Source organism: Bacillus sp. LUNF1, assembly GCF_011008975.1.
Classification (GTDB): Bacteria; Bacillota; Bacilli; order Bacillales; family Bacillaceae; genus Bacillus; species Bacillus velezensis.
The window spans coordinates 2,204,982-2,222,196 of the sequence record NZ_CP048876.1 but is presented as its reverse complement, the minus strand read 5'-3'; the positions used below and the strand labels follow the sequence as shown (position 1 = coordinate 2,222,196).

At 45.6% G+C, this 17,215-nt stretch carries 20 protein-coding genes; 19 read left to right on the top strand and 1 reads right to left on the bottom strand.

The window, feature by feature from the left end; genetic code table 11:
• Nucleotides 1–2: 2 nt before the first annotated feature.
• From G4O42_RS10715 to fni, 15 genes are all read left to right on the top strand, one after another.
• Nucleotides 3–590, top strand: coding sequence for a CPBP family intramembrane glutamic endopeptidase (locus G4O42_RS10715; RefSeq protein WP_007409441.1), 588 nt, complete (start codon nt 3–5; stop codon nt 588–590).
• Entirely contained in the window at nt 568–1,326 is a 759-nt protein-coding gene (locus G4O42_RS10710) for a LysM peptidoglycan-binding domain-containing protein (protein WP_032873244.1), read from the top strand. The genes G4O42_RS10715 and G4O42_RS10710 overlap by 23 nt, the downstream gene beginning before the upstream one ends.
• 68 nt (nt 1,327–1,394) lie before the next feature.
• Nucleotides 1,395–1,853, top strand: a complete 459-nt coding sequence (locus G4O42_RS10705) for a YpbF family protein (RefSeq protein WP_007409443.1) — start codon at nt 1,395–1,397, stop codon at nt 1,851–1,853.
• A gap of 86 nt (nt 1,854–1,939) precedes the next feature.
• The gene (locus tag G4O42_RS10700; RefSeq protein ID WP_032873245.1) at nt 1,940–2,728 is read left to right on the top strand and encodes a metallophosphoesterase; all 789 of its coding nucleotides are present in this window, start codon (nt 1,940–1,942) and stop codon (nt 2,726–2,728) included.
• A gap of 151 nt (nt 2,729–2,879) precedes the next feature.
• Entirely contained in the window at nt 2,880–3,464 is a 585-nt protein-coding gene (locus tag G4O42_RS10695; RefSeq protein WP_003153412.1) for a genetic competence negative regulator, read from the top strand.
• A 160-nt stretch (nt 3,465–3,624) separates the two neighbouring features.
• Entirely contained in the window at nt 3,625–4,899 is a 1,275-nt protein-coding gene (gene gudB, locus G4O42_RS10690) for an NAD-specific glutamate dehydrogenase (RefSeq protein WP_003153413.1), read from the top strand.
• A 105-nt stretch (nt 4,900–5,004) separates the two neighbouring features.
• Nucleotides 5,005–5,988, top strand: a complete 984-nt coding sequence (locus G4O42_RS10685; RefSeq protein WP_012117874.1) for a YpdA family putative bacillithiol disulfide reductase — start codon at nt 5,005–5,007, stop codon at nt 5,986–5,988.
• A 96-nt stretch (nt 5,989–6,084) separates the two neighbouring features.
• A complete protein-coding gene (gene prsW / locus G4O42_RS10680; protein WP_032873247.1) occupies nt 6,085–6,741 on the top strand; it encodes a glutamic-type intramembrane protease PrsW in 657 nt (218 codons plus the stop codon).
• 131 nt (nt 6,742–6,872) lie between these two features.
• Nucleotides 6,873–7,745, top strand: a complete 873-nt coding sequence (gene sleB / locus G4O42_RS10675) for a spore cortex-lytic enzyme (RefSeq protein WP_007612266.1) — start codon at nt 6,873–6,875, stop codon at nt 7,743–7,745.
• A gap of 24 nt (nt 7,746–7,769) precedes the next feature.
• The gene (ypeB, locus tag G4O42_RS10670) at nt 7,770–9,119 is read left to right on the top strand and encodes a germination protein YpeB (protein ID WP_007409448.1); all 1,350 of its coding nucleotides are present in this window, start codon (nt 7,770–7,772) and stop codon (nt 9,117–9,119) included.
• Between the two features lie 87 nt (nt 9,120–9,206).
• Nucleotides 9,207–9,863 carry a flagellar brake protein gene (locus tag G4O42_RS10665; protein WP_032873248.1) on the top strand — a complete coding sequence of 219 codons (657 nt, stop codon included), beginning with the start codon at nt 9,207–9,209 and terminating at the stop codon, nt 9,861–9,863.
• A 46-nt stretch (nt 9,864–9,909) separates the two neighbouring features.
• A complete protein-coding gene (locus G4O42_RS10660; protein WP_003153420.1) occupies nt 9,910–10,086 on the top strand; it encodes a YpfB family protein in 177 nt (58 codons plus the stop codon).
• Nucleotides 10,087–10,164: 78 nt separating this feature from the next.
• On the top strand, nt 10,165–10,839 hold the full coding sequence (gene cmk, locus G4O42_RS10655; protein ID WP_015240110.1) for a (d)CMP kinase: 675 nt from the start codon (nt 10,165–10,167) through the stop codon (nt 10,837–10,839).
• 227 nt (nt 10,840–11,066) lie between these two features.
• The gene (gene rpsA, locus G4O42_RS10650; protein WP_007612259.1) at nt 11,067–12,215 is read left to right on the top strand and encodes a 30S ribosomal protein S1; all 1,149 of its coding nucleotides are present in this window, start codon (nt 11,067–11,069) and stop codon (nt 12,213–12,215) included.
• Nucleotides 12,216–12,229: 14 nt separating this feature from the next.
• Nucleotides 12,230–13,279, top strand: coding sequence for a type 2 isopentenyl-diphosphate Delta-isomerase (fni, locus tag G4O42_RS10645; RefSeq protein WP_032873249.1), 1,050 nt, complete (start codon nt 12,230–12,232; stop codon nt 13,277–13,279).
• Between the two features lie 34 nt (nt 13,280–13,313).
• Here the strand turns inward: fni and G4O42_RS10640 are convergent, their stop codons facing one another.
• A complete protein-coding gene (locus G4O42_RS10640) occupies nt 13,314–13,445 on the bottom strand; it encodes a YpzI family protein (protein WP_003153429.1) in 132 nt (43 codons plus the stop codon).
• A 76-nt stretch (nt 13,446–13,521) separates the two neighbouring features.
• Between G4O42_RS10640 and G4O42_RS10635 the strand changes: the two genes are divergently transcribed.
• The 4 genes from G4O42_RS10635 to G4O42_RS10620 all read left to right on the top strand — a co-directional run bounded on the left by G4O42_RS10635 (nt 13,522) and on the right by G4O42_RS10620 (nt 17,205).
• Nucleotides 13,522–14,124: a YphA family membrane protein gene (locus G4O42_RS10635; RefSeq protein ID WP_012117870.1), complete on the top strand. Its 603-nt coding sequence runs from the start codon at nt 13,522–13,524 to the stop codon at nt 14,122–14,124.
• A gap of 192 nt (nt 14,125–14,316) precedes the next feature.
• Entirely contained in the window at nt 14,317–15,627 is a 1,311-nt protein-coding gene (gene der, locus G4O42_RS10630; protein WP_032873250.1) for a ribosome biogenesis GTPase Der, read from the top strand.
• Nucleotides 15,628–15,644: 17 nt separating this feature from the next.
• Nucleotides 15,645–16,682 carry an NAD(P)H-dependent glycerol-3-phosphate dehydrogenase gene (locus tag G4O42_RS10625; RefSeq protein ID WP_003153434.1) on the top strand — a complete coding sequence of 346 codons (1,038 nt, stop codon included), beginning with the start codon at nt 15,645–15,647 and terminating at the stop codon, nt 16,680–16,682.
• A gap of 319 nt (nt 16,683–17,001) precedes the next feature.
• Nucleotides 17,002–17,205, top strand: a complete 204-nt coding sequence (locus tag G4O42_RS10620; RefSeq protein WP_003153435.1) for a DUF2768 domain-containing protein — start codon at nt 17,002–17,004, stop codon at nt 17,203–17,205.
• Nucleotides 17,206–17,215 lie beyond the last annotated feature (10 nt).

Genomic DNA, 17,215 nt, shown 5'->3' with positions numbered 1-17,215 from the left:
AATTGATCCGGCAGCTCTCAGACCGGGAGATTGTGATGCAGCTGTATGCCACCCAATTGCTCATATTGGCGGTTTCAGCTGTTATCGGCTTTTTCTTTTTTACCGACATTCACGATTTTTTAAAGCTGTGGCATATACGTGACGATAATATCATATGGTACGGTGTAACTCTTGCTGTCCTTGTCATTTTTGCCGATCTGGCGGTGATGAAATGGTGTCCTTCGCATTTATATGATGACGGCGGCATTAATGTATTGCTTTTTAAGAACAGGCCGGTTTTGCACATTTTGTTTTTGACGCTTCTCATTTCGTTCAGCGAAGAGATTTTGTTCAGAGGCGTTCTGCAGACACATATCGGCTTATGGGCCGCCAGCTTCATTTTTACCGTGCTTCATTTCAGATACTTGGCGAAGTGGCTTCTGTTTATGATGGTTGCGGGCATCAGTCTTTTGCTGGGGCTTATCTATGAATGGACCGGCAATTTATTCGTTCCGGTTACAGCGCATTTTATTATTGATGCGGTATTTGCCTGTCAGATCCGTTTTCAATATGTTAGGAGGGGTTTGCATGACGGAAATGTCAAGAGTTGAAAGAAGAAAAGCTCAGCTGCGTGCCGAGCAGCAGATTGCCGCGGCCGCGGATGAACAAATTGAATATCTTGAAGACAGCCTCCCGACAAGACAATCTGTAAAAGAGGAGCGTAAAAAAAAGGAAGAGCAGGTAAAGGAAAAAACCAAAACAAAAACGCCGCTGTTCACTTTTCTGACCGTCCTGTTCATTATCGTAACAATCGGTGTCTTTTTCGGTCTTCTTTATATGACGAACAGCAGCAGATTTGACCCGAAGGACTATGAAGATGTCTTCATAGACCACAGTGAAAGCGCGCCTGCCGTTATTCCGAAAGGCGCTCAGAAAGAAACGTCAGAAACCGCTCTTTTAGAACAACCGAAAAAAAAGTCTGATGACAAAGATAAAAAAGAAGCGGCTGCATCTGAAAAAACGAAAGAAAAACCAAGTGAAAAAACGGAAACGCCCTCAGAAAAACAAGTAAAGCCGACAGACACCGAATACGCGGAGACAAAACAGCAGTCTCCGCCGGCTGTCCGTGAAAAAGCGGCTCCGGCTGCCGCGAGTGATCAAGCCGGGACTGTCCCGAAAAATGTGCGGACCGTACAGCATACTGTACAGCCGAAAGAAACGCTTTACCGCATTTCAATGAAATATTATAAAAGCCGGGCGGGCGAAGAAAAAATCCGCAGCTACAACGGATTAAACGGAAACGACGTGTACACCGGCCAGGTTCTGAACATTCCGCTGTCTGATTAAAATAAATGCATGTTTTCACCGCGTTTTTCATATAGTGTACCAATGAAAACGGACAAGGTGTGAAGCGCATGGATTCTTTATGGAAGCAATTAGACAGATTTGCTGACGGACCGACGAAACAAATGCTTCAGGCGCTGGTGAAACGGAAATTAAAATACGAAAATTATGCCGCACAATGCCGAAGATGGCAGTGGGCGTCCCTCGTTTGTTTTTCCCTGATGTGCATACTGCTGATGTTTAAAAGCTTTAATGCCCCCCAAGCCTCTCCGCAGCTGATTCTGCAGGAAATATTAGGCCATACGGTTTACTTGTGCTGGATTATGGCTTCCGCTTTTGCGTATTGCACTTCTTATTATTTTAAAAAAAAGGAAGAAAAAGCTGAGGGTGAATTTCATAAACTGAGATGTGAAATTATCCAAAAAAGCACGGATTTATGGCCCCAGCCTGAAAAATGGAGGGCGAGAGAATCTGTTTTTCACTTGATGAAACATCGGTATGATATCAATCTTTATTTTGAAAGCAAATAAAATGAGGCGTTTTCCGGAAAGGATAGAAACGTCTTTTTTTGTTTGTCCGTCTAATGTAAGACAATGACAGAATGGAGAGTGCGTTTATGAAGCTTACAGCGGGAATTCTCGGCTCATTGGCGGGAGCGGCTGCGGTTATGGCGGCCGTTATGTACAAAACGGCAAACGGCAGCCATCTGAAAACACATACATTTACGCTTGATAAAATGAAGGGGATGAAGCCGCTCACCATCTTCTTTATATCTGACGTGCACCGCCGTTTAATTGATGAAAAGCTTCTTCGCGAAGCGGCAGGTTATAAGCCGGATGCCGTTTTGCTCGGCGGTGATTTGGCGGAGGGCGGAGTTCCTTACGCCAGAATTGAAGAAAACATCAAACGTCTGACGGCTCTCGCGCCTGTCATGTATGTGTGGGGAAATAATGATTACGAGGTCAGCCAGCAAAAACTGCTCTCACTTTTACGGGCATATAAAGTGATCCCGCTGAGAAATGAATCGGTTCAGTTTGCTTATAAAGGGGAAACCGTTACGATCTGCGGCGTGGATGATATCAGGATGATGATGGATGATTACGATTCTGCAATCAGATATACGGATGCTGACAAAGTAAACCTCCTGCTTTGCCATAACCCGGACATCCATGAGCAAATGAGGGAGTCAGACGGGATTGACGCTGTGTTCAGCGGCCATACGCATGGCGGTCAAATCCGTTTCGGCCGGTTCGGGCCGTACGAATTGGGCGGGACGGGAACGGTAAAAAAAGCGCATTACCTGATCAGCAACGGCTACGGGACGACAAAAGTTCCGCTGAGGCTCGGGGCGAAACCGGAGACGCATATGATTACGCTGTGCGGACCGGATGAGCCGTCTTCCTGAAACAAACCCGGCCGCTGTGATAAAAAACGGCATTCTGCTTGTCTTCCCGCTGTACACAGTGTAAACTGATAACAAATTAAGAACCTATGACTCATTTATTCATATACTGTGTTATATGATTTGTGTGCAAGAAGAGGCAGGAGGGAACATTATGCGGCTTGAGCGTCTGAACTATAATAAGATTAAAATCTTTTTAACCCTCGACGATCTGACTGATCGGGGACTGACAAAAGAAGACCTCTGGAAGGACTCGTTTAAAGTCCACCAGTTATTTAAAGATATGATGAATGAAGCAAATACAGAGCTCGGCTTTGAAGCGAATGGTCCGATCGCGGTGGAAGTATATTCTCTTCAGGCACAAGGCATGGTTGTGATTGTAACGAAAAATCATGACGCGGACGCAGAAGATGACGAATATGACGATGATTATATCGAGATGCAGGTCAAACTTGACGAAAGCCCGGATATTATTTATCAGTTCCATTCGTTTGAAGATATCATTCAGCTTGCCGGAAGCCTTCACCGAATCGGGATTACCGGCGGCACCGTCTACCACTATGAGAACCAATACTATGTAAGCCTTGAAGACCTCGGCTCCCGTTCCGCCGAAGGCGTCATCGCGGTGCTGGCTGAATACGGACACCCGGCGACAATTACGATTTACAGGCTCCATGAGTACGGAAAACTCATCATGGACGGCAATGCTGTGGAGACCATCCAGAAACATTTTTCATAAAAAAGATTTGAAACGGCAGCTGTTTTCAGCGGCCGTCTTTTTTTAAGCGAAATAATGGAAAAATCATTGTCTTTCTTCTATGCACGGAGATATTGAAGGTGTATACTAGTCACTGAAAGGGAGCATGAGAGAAACAGAAGATTTTAGGAGGTTAACTCAAATGGCAGCCGATCGATTCACCGGTCATAATGAAGAAGACAAACATGATGTATTAAAATCAACCCAAACCGTAATACATAAAGCTCTGGAAAAATTGGGGTATCCAGAAGAAGTGTATGAACTGCTGAAAGAGCCGCTCAGATTATTAACGGTTAAAATTCCTGTTCGGATGGATGACGGGTCTGTGAAAATATTCACAGGCTATCGTGCGCAGCACAATGATTCCGTAGGTCCGACAAAAGGCGGCATTCGTTTTCACCCGAATGTAACTGAAAAAGAGGTGAAAGCACTTTCCATCTGGATGAGTTTAAAATGCGGAATTATTGATCTTCCTTATGGCGGTGGTAAAGGCGGAATTGTTTGTGATCCGAGAAATATGTCATTCAGAGAGCTTGAAAGACTAAGCAGGGGATATGTCAGAGCAATCAGTCAGATTGTCGGACCGACTAAAGACGTCCCGGCACCTGACGTATTTACAAACTCACAGATTATGGCTTGGATGATGGATGAATATTCAAGAATTGATGAATTTAACTCACCCGGCTTTATTACGGGAAAACCGCTTGTACTCGGCGGGTCCCACGGCAGGGAATCAGCGACGGCAAAAGGCGTCACCATCTGCATAAAAGAAGCGGCCAAGAAAAAAGGTCTCGATATTCAGAACGCGCGCGTCGTCGTACAAGGTTTCGGGAATGCGGGCAGCTATCTGGCCAAGTTTATGCATGACGCCGGCGCGAAAGTTGTCGGAATTTCTGACGCGTACGGAGGCCTTTACGATCCGGACGGTCTTGATATTGATTATCTGCTTGACCGCAGAGACAGCTTCGGAACGGTGACGAAACTTTTCAATGACACCATTACGAATCAGGAGCTGCTTGAGCTGGACTGTGATATACTTGTCCCGGCGGCGATTGAAAACCAAATTACAGAAGAAAACGCTGACCGCATCAAAGCGAAAATCGTTGTAGAAGCGGCAAACGGACCGACGACACTGGAAGGGACGAAAATCCTGACAGACAAAGGAACGCTGCTGGTTCCCGATGTTCTGGCGAGCGCCGGCGGTGTAACGGTTTCTTATTTCGAATGGGTTCAAAATAACCAGGGCTTCTACTGGAGTGAAGAAGAAGTCGAGGAAAAACTGGAAAATATGATGATAAAATCGTTTAATAATATTTATGAAATGTCCCAAAACCGCCGGATTGACATGAGGCTTGCGGCTTACATGGTCGGCGTGCGGAAAATGGCGGAGGCTTCGCGTTTCAGAGGCTGGATATAAACGAATCGTTTGCATAAACAAAAAAAATCTCCTATGATAATATAGGAGATTTTTTATATGAGTGGAAACTTATGATGGAAATGCCAATCGCAGGAGTTGAAGGACATGACAGAAGAAAAAGCAATTATAATAGGCGGAGGTCCTTGCGGATTATCGGCGGCTATACATCTGAAGCAAATTGGCGTGAACGCGCTTGTGATCGAAAAAGGGAATGTCGTAAACAGCATTTATAACTATCCGACCCACCAAACTTTTTTCAGTTCAAGTGAAAAATTGGAAATCGGCGATGTCGCCTTTATTACGGAAAACAGAAAACCGGTCCGAATACAGGCTCTCTCTTACTACAGAGAGGTTGTCAGAAGAAAAGAGCTGCGCGTAAACGCCTTTGAAACAGTGGAGCGCGTAACGAAACAGGAAGACGGCCGTTTTCTTGTAGAAACATCAAAAGACCGCTACCTCACTCCGTTTTGTATCATTGCGACAGGATATTATGATCATCCGAATTATATGAACATACCGGGTGAAGGGCTTCCTAAGGTATTTCATTACTTTAAAGAAGGCCATCCTTATTTTGATAAAGATGTTGCTGTGATCGGCGGGAAAAACTCAAGTGTGGACGCGGCTTTGGAACTCGTGAAGTCCGGTGCGCGCGTTACGGTGCTCTACAGAGGACATGAGTACTCCCCGAGCATCAAGCCCTGGATTCTGCCTGAGTTTGAGGCCCTCGTCAGAAACGGCACAATCCGGATGGAATTCGGCGCTTGTCTTGAAGAAGTGACGGAAGATGAAATCATTTTCCGCTCGGGCCGAAATGAGACGGTCCGGCTGAAAAACGATTTCGTATTTGCCATGACGGGATACCATCCCGATCACGGTTTCCTCGAAAAAATCGGTGTGCGGATTGATGCTGAATCAGGCCGGCCGTTTTTCCGGGAAGAAACGATGGAAACAAATGTTGACGGTGTTTTTATCGCCGGAGTCATTGCGGCTGGAAATAACGCCAACGAAATTTTTATCGAGAACGGCCGTTTTCACGGCGGCTTGATCGCAAATGAAATATCAAAACGGCTGGGTGCAGAGAGCATATGATCATTCATATGCTCTTTTTTTAAAAAATTGAAAGATGTAAAAATATGAACAACATGGTACGATAGATATAGGAATATAAAGGAAAGAGGTTGCCTGATGTTTGCAATCATCTCTGCAGGAATTGCTCCCGGCATTGCGCTGTTAAGCTATTTTTATTTAAAAGATCAGTATGACAATGAACCCGTACATATGGTGCTGAGGTCTTTTTTTCTCGGGGTTGTCCTTGTGTTTCCGACCATGTTTATCCAATATGTTCTTGAAAAAGAGCATGTGGGGGGAGGAAGCTTTTTCGTTTCGTTTTTGTCTTCGGGATTTCTGGAAGAATCGGTGAAATGGTTCGTTCTGATGATCAGTGTGTATCCGCATGCTCATTTTGATGAGCATTATGACGGAATCGTTTACGGGGCCAGTGTGTCTTTAGGATTTGCCACGCTTGAAAATATTCTGTATTTATTCGGCCACGGCGTTGAGCATGCTTTCATAAGGGCGCTTCTGCCGGTCTCCTGCCATGCGCTGATCGGAGTGATTATGGGATTTTATCTCGGAAAAGCCCGCTTTTCGCAGAAAAAAGCCCGTGTCAAATGGCTTGTGATTTCGCTGGCTGTGCCTTCATGTCTGCACGGTTCTTACGATTTTATTCTTACCGCCCTCAATCATTGGGTATATTATATGCTGCCGCTTATGCTGTTTTTATGGTGGTTCGGGCTGCGAAAGGCAAAAAAAGCACGCTCCGTTAATATGATCCAAGTGTGAAGAAACCGCGCGTCGCGTGCGGTTTCTTTTTTTATGCCTTGACGAGGGATAAGAAGGAAACGTGCATAAAAATAACCTCGTGACAGACAATACGGGTACACTTTAAATTTTGCAGTAGGAGGCTTGAAGAGATGAAGTGCAAAGGAGCCTTTATGGCATGTCTCATTCTATTTTCTTTCGCCGCCGCTTTCTTCGATCATCATGAAACGGTTCATGCGTTTTCAAATCAAGTGATTCAAAGAGGCGCGACGGGTGATGATGTTATAGAATTGCAGGCCCGTCTTCAATATAACGGATTTTATAACGGGAAAATCGATGGTGTTTACGGCTGGACCACATACTGGGCCGTGAGGAATTTTCAGGAGAAATTCGGCATGAAGCCGGTTGACGGCCTCGTCGGCGCGAAAACCAAACAGGTGCTGATCTCTAAATCAAAATATTACCGTGAATATGTAATGGAGCAGATCCAAAAAGGGAATACGTTCACTCATTATGGCAACGTCCCATTGGAAAACCAAACAAAACCGAGAGCCGGAACGCAGAAGCCGGCTGCGGGAACGAATAAGCCTGCTCAAAAGCCGCAAAACAATACAGGCGGTCAGTCAAATCAAAAGCAAAATACGACAGCGGCCAATATGCCTGGCGGTTTCTCAAACAACGACATCAATCTTTTGGCGCAGGCTGTGTACGGGGAAGCACGCGGTGAGCCGTTTGAAGGACAGGTTGCCATCGCCGCGGTTATTTTAAACCGTATTAAAAGCCCGTTATTTCCGAATACGGTGGCCGGCGTCATTTTCGAACCGCTCGCGTTTACCGCTGTTGCCGACGGCCAAATATACATGCAGCCGAATGAAAGAGCAAAAGAAGCGGTTCTTGATGCGATCAACGGCTGGGATCCTTCTGAAAACGCGATTTATTATTTCAACCCTGATACGGCGACAAGCAAATGGATTTGGGGACGTCCGCAGATAAAAAGAATCGGAAAACACATTTTCTGTGAGTAAAAGTACGCAAAATGAGGTGTTAACATGATTAGAGGAATTATTATCGCTGTTCTCGGTGTCGCGATCGCCGCAACCGGATACTGGGGATATAAAGAGCATCAGGAAAAAGATGCGGTCCTTCTGCATGCGGAAAATAATTATCAAAGGGCTTTTCATGAATTGACGTACCATGTAGATCAGCTTCACGACAAAATCGGGACGACGCTTGCGATGAACAGTAAAAAATCTCTGTCTCCGGCGCTCATTGATGTATGGAGAATAACATCTGAAGCTCATAACAATGTGAGCCAGCTGCCCTTGACTCTTATGCCTTTTAATAAGACGGAGGAGTTTTTATCCAACATAGGAGATTTCAGCTATAAAACATCCGTCCGGGATTTAGACCAAAAACCGCTTGATAAGAAAGAATATACAACACTGAACAGCCTGTACAAACAGGCGGAGAACATTCAAAACCAGCTCCGCAGCGTTCAGCATCTCGTTATGAGCAAAAATTTACGATGGATGGATGTTGAGATGGCGCTCGCCTCTGACAAAAAACAAAGCGATAATACGATCGTTGACAGCTTTAAAACAGTCGAAAAAAATGTAGGCGCTTTTTCTGAAGACAGCATCAGCCCCACATTTACGGGAGCAAATACAGAACGAAAAGGTTTTACGCATCTGAAAGGAAAACAAATTACGGAAAAAGAAGCGGTCAAAATCGCACAACGGTTTGCGCCTGATCATAATTATTCAATTAAAGTGGTCAAAAGCGGCAGGAAGACGAATCGGGACGTATACAGCATCCGCATGAAAGACGCCGACAACAAGTCTTTTATCTATATGGATATTACCCAAAAAGGCGGACATCCGGTCTATTTGATTCAAAAACGGGCCGTGAAGAAACAAAAGATCAGCCTCAATGAAGCATCTAACCGGGCCGTCGCGTTTTTAAAGAAAAATGGATATGAAACAAAAGGTCTCGAAATTGATGAAAGCGCGCAATATAATAACATCGGCGTCTTTTCTTTTATTCCCGTGGAGAAAAATGTCCGCATTTATCCGGAAGCCATCCGAATGAAAGTGGCGCTGGATGATGGTGAAGTCGTCGGTTTTTCCGCGCGTGATTACCTGGCGGCGCACCGCACGAGAACGATTCCGGCTCCCGCTTTGTCAGCTGATGAAGCGAAAGCGAAGCTGAATAAAAATGTTGAAGTGCGGGAGACGCGGCAGGCGCTGATCACAAATGAGCTTGGTCAGGAAGTGCTTTGCTACGAAATGCTCGGAACGATCGGGAAAGACACGTATCAAATGTTCATCAATGCGGACGACGGAAAAGAGGAAAAAATAGAAAAGTTAAAAAGTGCAGAACCTATATATAAAGACCTATAAAAATAAAGGAGGAAAGGACTAAAAGTCTTTTCCTTTTTTTCGTTACATGCTTTAATAAAAGCATAAATAATGAAAGAGTGAAGGCCCATGATAGCTGTCGGAGATTATATTTGGATTGAATACATAGAGAACAATGAGCCCAAAAAAGCGAGGAGCAAAGCAGTAAGCGTTGAAAACGGCGAACTGCACATCTCATATCCCGTCGATCTGGATTCGGGACGGACGGTCTTTTTGCATAAAGGATTGGAAATAACAGCGGAATTTATGGGGGATGGCCAAGTGCCGTATCAATTTAAAAGCATAATCAAAGGAAAGAAAAAAGACCCCATTCCGATGATCGGATTGGACATCCCTCCTCAGAAGAAAATGAAGCGGATTCAAAGACGCCGATACGTCCGTGCAGAAGCAGTATTGGATGTATCCGTCAAAATGGAAGCGAAAAAAACCGCTTTCCAAACGGTTTCCTCTAATATCAGCGCCGGCGGAATCGCTGTTGTGATGCCTGAGCATATTTCCGCGGAACCAGGTGAAAAGCTGTATGTCTCATTTTCTCTTCCCGGCAAGGAAAATACGGCGGATATAACGGCTGAGGCTGTTACCCAGCGGATTTTTTATGATGAAAAGGCGGATAAACAAAAAATGACGCTTGAATTTACAGAAATCGGCCTCGCAGCGCAGCAGCTTTTACTCCAATATTGCATGCGCGCGCAGCTGCAGCAGAGAAGAAACAGTCTGTCGGAATAAACAGCAGCGCACTTTTCCATACTAATCCTAATGGAGGTGCGCGTGTATGAAAACGTTTGAACGTCTGCTGGTCAAATTGGTCTGCATTCAGCTTATCATTTTGGGCGCGGTGCAGTTTTTGCTTCATTATCAGCCTATTGAACCTTATATTTCGAAAGCTGTGAAATATGAGGGAGTTGATAAAATGGAGAAAAAAGAATGGATTGAAACGGTAAAGCGGTAAATCAGCTCAATTTTTTCGCCCCTTTTCCGGCAGTTCATGATACAATCCATAGAGGAGTAAAGAGCAAGGAGAGAGATTATGGACAAGAAATTATCAATTGCGATCGACGGGCCGGCCGCTGCCGGAAAAAGCACCGTTGCTAAAATAGTGGCTGAGAAAAAATCATATGTGTACATTGATACAGGAGCGATGTATCGTGCCATTACATATACGGCGCTCAAGCAGAATGCCGATTTAACTGATGAAGCCGCGCTTACAGAGCTGCTGAAGCGTACGGAAATTGAGCTTGTATCCGCTCCGGAAGGACAAATCGTTCTGGTAAACGGAGAAGATGTGACAGAAGAAATCCGAAAAGACGAAGTCAGCAACCAAGTATCAATCGCCGCCAAGCATAAAGGCGTCAGAGAAGAAATGGTCAAAAGACAGCAGCAGCTCGGACAAAAAGGCGGTGTCGTCATGGACGGCCGTGATATCGGTACTCACGTGCTGCCTGATGCCGAAGTGAAAATTTTTCTGCTCGCGTCCGTAGAGGAAAGAGCGAAGCGCCGATATGAAGAGAATAAGAAAAAAGGCTATGACGTGAATTACGAGACGCTCATTGAAGAAATTTCCAGACGCGACAAGCTCGATTCAGAGAGGGAAGTTTCCCCGCTGCGCAAAGCGGAAGACGCGATTGAAATCGATACGACGTCACTCAGCATTGCCGAAGTCGCGGGAAAAATTCTGGAGATCGTCGAACAGAAATCACGTTAACTTCGGGCGGAGCGCTTTATAATTTTTTTCGAAAGACAAGATGTTATTGCTTGACAAACCAGTCCATTTATTAGAAGTTAATACTAATAAAACTTTTTATTGATCATTCAAAATCTTTTTTGGATGATTCTTTAATACATATTCGGCTGAAAAGCGGACATTCACATGTTCAGCTTTCAAACCGTATTAATTAAGCTGTGTAGGTTTGGACCAAGGAGGTTATTCAAATGACAGAGGAAATGAATCAAATTGATGTTCAAGTGCCAGAGGTTGGAGATGTAGTAAAAGGGATTGTGACAAAGGTAGAGGACAAGCATGTAGATGTCGAAATTGTCAATGTCAAACAGTCCGGAATCATTCCAATCAGTGAATTATCAAGTCTTCATGTAGAGAAAGCATCGGATGTCGTAAAAGTTGACGACGAGCTTGACCTGAAAGTAACAAAAGTGGAAGACGATGCTTTGATTTTATCTAAACGTGCCGTTGATGCTGACCGCGCTTGGGAAGACCTTGAAAAAAAATTCGACACAAAAGAAGTGTTTGAAGCTGAAGTGAAAGATGTGGTGAAAGGCGGCCTCGTCGTTGATATCGGTGTTCGCGGCTTCATTCCCGCATCACTTGTCGAAGCTCATTTCGTCGAGGATTTCACTGACTATAAAGGGAAAACCCTCTCTCTTATCGTCGTTGAACTCGACCGTGATAAAAACCGGGTGATTCTGTCACACCGGGCTGTAGTGGAAAAAGAACAGACAGCCAAAAAGCATGATTTTCTCCAAACGCTTGAGGTTGGAAGCGTGCTTGAAGGAAAAGTGCAGCGTCTGACTGATTTCGGCGCATTTGTCGACATCGGCGGAATTGACGGGCTTGTTCATATTTCGCAGCTGTCTCATTCACACGTCGAAAAACCGTCTGACGTGGTGGAAGAAGGTCAGGACGTAAAAGTGAAAGTACTGTCCGTAGACCGCGATAACGAGCGTATTTCTTTATCTATTAAAGAAACGCTGCCGGGACCTTGGAGCCAGGTCGGCGAAAAGGTAAAGCAGGGAGATGTGCTTGAAGGAAAAGTGCAGCGCCTTGTAAGCTTCGGCGCCTTCGTTGAAATTCTTCCGGGCGTGGAAGGACTTGTGCACATTTCGCAAATTTCCAATAAACATATCGGAACGCCGCATGAAGTGCTTGAAGAAGGACAGACTGTTAAAGTGAAAGTGCTTGACGTGAACGAAAGCGAAGAGCGCATTTCCTTAAGCATGCGTGAGCTTGAAGAAGCGCCGAAAGCCGATCAAGAGGACTTCCGCCAATACCAGGCGAAAGAAGAGCCGAGCACCGGCTTCCAGCTTGGCGATTTAATCGGAGACAAGCTTAATAAATTAAAATAAATTGGTGATAAAACGTGACACGAGCAGAACGAAAAAGAGAACATATAAATCATGCGCTGTCTACCGGCCAAAACCGGGAAACGGGGCTTGATGATATTACGTTTGTTCATGTCAGCCTACCGAACCTAGCATTGGAAAAAGTGGATATATCAACGAAAATCGGCGGACTCACAAGCAGTTCGCCGATTTTTATCAATGCGATGACAGGCGGCGGCGGACAGCTTACATACGAAATTAACAGATCGCTGGCAAGAGCCGCGCACAAAGCCGGCATGCCGCTGGCTGTCGGTTCGCAAATGTCAGCTTTAAAAGATCCCTCCGAACGGTGTTCTTACGAGATCGTCAGAAAAGAGAATCCGGACGGGCTGATATTTGCCAATTTAGGCAGCGAGGCGGATGCTGAGCAGGCGAAAAGGGCAGTTGATATGATTCAAGCAGATGCCCTCCAGATACATTTAAATGTGATTCAGGAGATCGTCATGCCAGAGGGTGACAGAAGCTTTACTGGCGCTCTCGGCCGTATTGAGCGGATTGCGGCGGAAGCGGGAGTGCCCGTTTTTGTCAAAGAAGTCGGCTTCGGAATGAGCAGGGAATCGGCACGGCAGTTATTTGATGCTGGCGCAGCAGCAGTTGATGCCGGCGGATACGGCGGTACAAATTTCTCTAAGATCGAAAATATGCGCAGAGAGAAGGCGCTTCAATTTTTTAATACGTGGGGAATTTCCACTGCTGCAAGCTTAGCGGAAATCCATTCGCTCTCCGCTGATCAATCAATTATCGCATCCGGCGGGCTGCAAAGTGCCCTGGATGTCGCCAAATCGATTGCCCTCGGTGCTTCCAGCGCGGGAATGGCGGGCATTTTCCTGAAAGCTCTCACCTCTAAAGGAGAAGAGGGCCTGTTTGACGAGATGACGGCGCTTTTGCAAGAGCTGAAAATGATTATGACCGCCCTCGGATGCCAATCGGTTTCCCAATTGCAAAAGGCGCCTTTGGTCATAAAAGGTGACACACATCACTGGCTTTCTGAACGGGGAATTGACACGTCCCGTTTCAGCAGACGTTAAAAGGCATGCGGACCCGCATGCCTTTTTCTGTTTTTTACGATTTTCTTTTTCGGAATTCCCCGTTTTGCTCAAGGCTTGTCGCTCCTTTATGGTGAATCGAATCATCGCGATCAGATTCCACCCGGCGGGAGGCTTTCAGTTTTTTCTCCTGTCTGTCTTTTCCCATCCTTATCCGCTCCTTTCAGGTATAATTGGTTTAAAAAATGCGTTCCCGCTCCATACTGATCAGAGGAGGAGCGATTATGGAACCGTTTTATTATTACTGGTCAATGTGGTTTTTATGGATACTTGCGACTTTTATTTTTGCCAAAACAAAAAGCCGTTTTTACGTATCAGTCTTTATTTTGACTAATATGATGGCAAGCATACATCAGATTACGGCTTATTTTACGCTGAACGCGGCATATGTCATGTTTTTTGCTGCGGCATTTGTTTATGCGGGAAGCCTCGGTATGCATAAACGGCTCCGTAATATTGTGATTCATCTGACGGCGGCTGCGGCGTACGGCTTTATTTTTCTTTTTGCATTATATGATCCTGTTTGGTTTATCATAAAACCTGAATGGGCGGCGGTTATACTGCTTACCGTTATTACGCTTTCTGTTGAGGGGCGGTTCCCTGAGAGGCTTTGTCTTTTTGTTCTCGGCATGTGCCAGGGGGAGCTATTGTATGCTGCGGTCATCCGCAATATTGCGGGTGCGGCAGCCGTCGGGGATTATAAATGGCTTTCAGGCTGTTCGGCGGGAGTGATTCTTCTCGTCGGGCTGACTACATATGAACAGCTTGCGGCGCGCATCAGCCAAAAAAGCAAAAAGCAGGGCAAAGGAGCGACGAAAATGTCTTGAAAACAGACGGAGACTGTTACATGAATGCGAAACATTTTGAAGAATACATTGTGATCTCAGTGAAAACTGATATAATAAATGAGTTAAGCCCTTCTGTTTGAAGGGTTCTTTTCATAGCGAAGATGATTTTTAATAACCGGTTGAACAATTTTTTGTGAAAATGTAAGCGGCTGGATTGAAAGGAAGGGTACTATGGGTAAACCTGTCGTAGCCATTGTCGGAAGACCGAATGTGGGAAAATCCACAATCTTTAACCGGATTGCGGGTGAAAGAATTTCAATAGTAGAAGATACCCCCGGAGTGACGCGGGACCGGATATACAGTTCGGCGGAATGGCTGAATTATGATTTTAACCTGATTGATACGGGCGGAATTGATATCGGAGATGAACCGTTTCTGACACAGATCCGCCAGCAGGCTGAAATCGCCATGGACGAGGCTGATGTGATCATCTTTATGGTGAACGGCCGCGAAGGTGTGACGTCTGCGGATGAAGAGGTGGCAAAAATACTGTACCGGACGAAAAAACCGGTCGTATTAGCCGTTAATAAATTAGATAATACCGAAATGAGAGCGAACATCTATGACTTTTATGCGCTCGGCTTTGGAGAACCGTATCCGATTTCGGGCACACACGGCTTAGGATTGGGAGATTTGCTCGATGCTTGTGCTGAGCATTTTAAAAACATTCCGGAGACGAAGTACAGTGATGATGTCGTTCAATTCTGCCTGATCGGCCGCCCGAATGTCGGAAAATCATCCCTTGTCAATGCGATGCTCGGCGAAGAGCGGGTTATCGTGAGCAACGTAGCCGGAACGACCAGAGACGCAGTGGATACGGCGTTCACCTACAATCAGCAGGAATTTGTAATCGTTGACACGGCGGGAATGAGAAAAAAGGGTAAAGTATATGAAACAACAGAAAAATACAGTGTGCTGCGGGCGTTAAAAGCCATTGACCGCTCAGACGTCGTCGGCGTTGTGCTGAATGCAGAAGAAGGCATCCTTGAGCAGGACAAGCGGATCGCCGGATACGCCCATGAAGCCGGGAAAGCCGTCGTCATTATCGTAAACAAATGGGATGCTGTTGATAAAGACGAGCGCACGATGAAAGAATTTGAACAGAATATTCAGGAACATTTCCAATTTCTCGATTATGCGCCGGTGCTGTTTATGTCGGCACTGACGACAAAGCGGATTCATACACTCATGCCTGCGATTATTAAAGCGAGTGAAAACCACTCTCTCCGCGTGCAGACAAATGTCCTAAATGATGTCATCATGGATGCGGTCGCCATGAATCCGACTCCGACGCACAACGGCTCCCGTCTGAAAATTTACTATGCGACTCAAGTCGCTGTTAAGCCGCCGAGCTTCGTTGTTTTTGTCAACGATCCGGAGCTGATGCATTTTTCTTATGAACGCTTTTTAGAAAACCGAATCCGGGACGCTTTCGGATTTGAAGGTACGCCAATTAAAATATTTGCAAGAGCAAGAAAATAAAAAGGTGTGATACAGAGATGAAAAAAGTGGCAATGCTTGGAGCGGGAAGCTGGGGCACTGCACTTTCTTTAGTGCTGGCTGATAACGGACATCAAGTCATGATGTGGGGACATCGTGCCGAATTGATCGATCAAATCAACGAACTGCATGAAAACAAAGATTATCTGCCGGGGGTGGAGCTATCAAGTTCTATCATCGGTACAGCTGATTTAAGCGAGGCTTTAAAAGGAGCTGACTTCATCATTGTGGCAGTCCCGACAAAAGCCATTCGGGAAGTGCTGAAAAAGGCTCTGCCGTACATCCCGAAACAATCGATTTTTGTTCATGTCAGCAAGGGAATTGAGCCGGATTCGCTTCTCCGCATTTCAGAATTAATGGAAGAGGAGCTGCCTGAGGAGTACAGAAAAGACATCGTCGTGCTTTCAGGGCCGAGCCACGCTGAGGAAGTCGGATTAAGACACCCGACGACTGTTACATCATCTTCAAAAAATATCAAGGCTGCAGAAGCGGTTCAGGATTTATTCATGAACCAGCATTTTCGCGTCTATACCAATCCGGATATGATCGGTGTTGAAATAGGGGGAGCGTTAAAGAATATCATCGCTCTTGCAGCGGGGATTACAGACGGATTGGGATACGGAGATAATGCAAAAGCGGCCTTAATCACCCGAGGTCTTGCTGAAATTGCCAGACTCGGCACAAAGATGGGCGGAAATCCGCTCACCTTTTCCGGCCTGACCGGCGTAGGCGATTTAATCGTGACGTGTACAAGCGTTCATTCCCGAAACTGGCGCGCCGGCAACCTGCTCGGCAAAGGATACAAGCTGGAAGCTGTCCTGGATAAGATGGGGATGGTTGTTGAAGGCGTGCGGACGACGAAAGCTGCGTATCAGCTGTCTCAAAAATACCAAGTGAAAATGCCGATCACAGAGGCGCTTCACCAAGTATTATTTAACGGGCAGAAGGTAGAAACAGCCGTAGAATCCTTAATGGCCAGAGTGAAAACCCATGAGATGGAAGACTTGGTCAACACATTCGAAAACCGGGTGAAGTGACAATACCATGCCGTCAGCATATTCTGAAGTGACGAAAGTCCAAAACGCAGAACTCTCCGGCTGAAATCGCTTAAAACATTTGCTGATTTAGGCAGAAGAGGATGCAGACGTACGCATCTACGCATACTATAGCATCGAAGTCCAAGAGAGTGTATCTCAGACGTACAGGTGAATATAGTCAACTTGACTGAAGCAAAGTCCCCCTCTTTGCTTCAGTTTTTTTGTTTTTTCAATAGATGGAAAACCTGTTGATCTTTTCAACATTTGTATATTAAAATGAAATATAACGCTTACAATGATGGGACGGGGGGGCACGAACGTGAGTGTGGCATTGATGAAAATGTGGTTTGCGCTTGGTGCTATGGGATTAATGTTTGTTGCGGTGGCCTCTATTTATGTCAGCAGGTACAAAGTGAAAAACAAACTGATAAAAGCAGCGGTTTCTTCACTCGCTTATGCCTGCATGGTCATCTCGGGATTGATCGTGCTAATGGTCGTTTTCAGCGGGCCTGTCAATGAATAAAGCCGAAAGG

Bases quoted from the DNA above. Each gene is read 5' to 3' on its own strand.
- G4O42_RS10710 (WP_032873244.1), top strand. From the start codon at position 568: ATGACGGAAATGTCAAGAGTTGAAAGAAGAAAAGCTCAGCTGCGTGCC.
- G4O42_RS10705 (WP_007409443.1), top strand. From the start codon at position 1,395: ATGGATTCTTTATGGAAGCAATTAGACAGATTTGCTGACGGACCGACG.
- G4O42_RS10700 (WP_032873245.1), top strand. From the start codon at position 1,940: ATGAAGCTTACAGCGGGAATTCTCGGCTCATTGGCGGGAGCGGCTGCG.
- G4O42_RS10695 (WP_003153412.1), top strand. From the start codon at position 2,880: ATGCGGCTTGAGCGTCTGAACTATAATAAGATTAAAATCTTTTTAACC.
- gudB (WP_003153413.1), top strand. From the start codon at position 3,625: ATGGCAGCCGATCGATTCACCGGTCATAATGAAGAAGACAAACATGAT.
- G4O42_RS10685 (WP_012117874.1), top strand. From the start codon at position 5,005: ATGACAGAAGAAAAAGCAATTATAATAGGCGGAGGTCCTTGCGGATTA.
- prsW (WP_032873247.1), top strand. From the start codon at position 6,085: ATGTTTGCAATCATCTCTGCAGGAATTGCTCCCGGCATTGCGCTGTTA.
- sleB (WP_007612266.1), top strand. From the start codon at position 6,873: ATGAAGTGCAAAGGAGCCTTTATGGCATGTCTCATTCTATTTTCTTTC.
- ypeB (WP_007409448.1), top strand. From the start codon at position 7,770: ATGATTAGAGGAATTATTATCGCTGTTCTCGGTGTCGCGATCGCCGCA.
- G4O42_RS10665 (WP_032873248.1), top strand. From the start codon at position 9,207: ATGATAGCTGTCGGAGATTATATTTGGATTGAATACATAGAGAACAAT.
- G4O42_RS10660 (WP_003153420.1), top strand. From the start codon at position 9,910: ATGAAAACGTTTGAACGTCTGCTGGTCAAATTGGTCTGCATTCAGCTT.
- cmk (WP_015240110.1), top strand. From the start codon at position 10,165: ATGGACAAGAAATTATCAATTGCGATCGACGGGCCGGCCGCTGCCGGA.
- rpsA (WP_007612259.1), top strand. From the start codon at position 11,067: ATGACAGAGGAAATGAATCAAATTGATGTTCAAGTGCCAGAGGTTGGA.
- G4O42_RS10640 (WP_003153429.1), bottom strand. From the start codon at position 13,445: ATGGGAAAAGACAGACAGGAGAAAAAACTGAAAGCCTCCCGCCGGGTG.
- G4O42_RS10635 (WP_012117870.1), top strand. From the start codon at position 13,522: ATGGAACCGTTTTATTATTACTGGTCAATGTGGTTTTTATGGATACTT.
- der (WP_032873250.1), top strand. From the start codon at position 14,317: ATGGGTAAACCTGTCGTAGCCATTGTCGGAAGACCGAATGTGGGAAAA.
- G4O42_RS10625 (WP_003153434.1), top strand. From the start codon at position 15,645: ATGAAAAAAGTGGCAATGCTTGGAGCGGGAAGCTGGGGCACTGCACTT.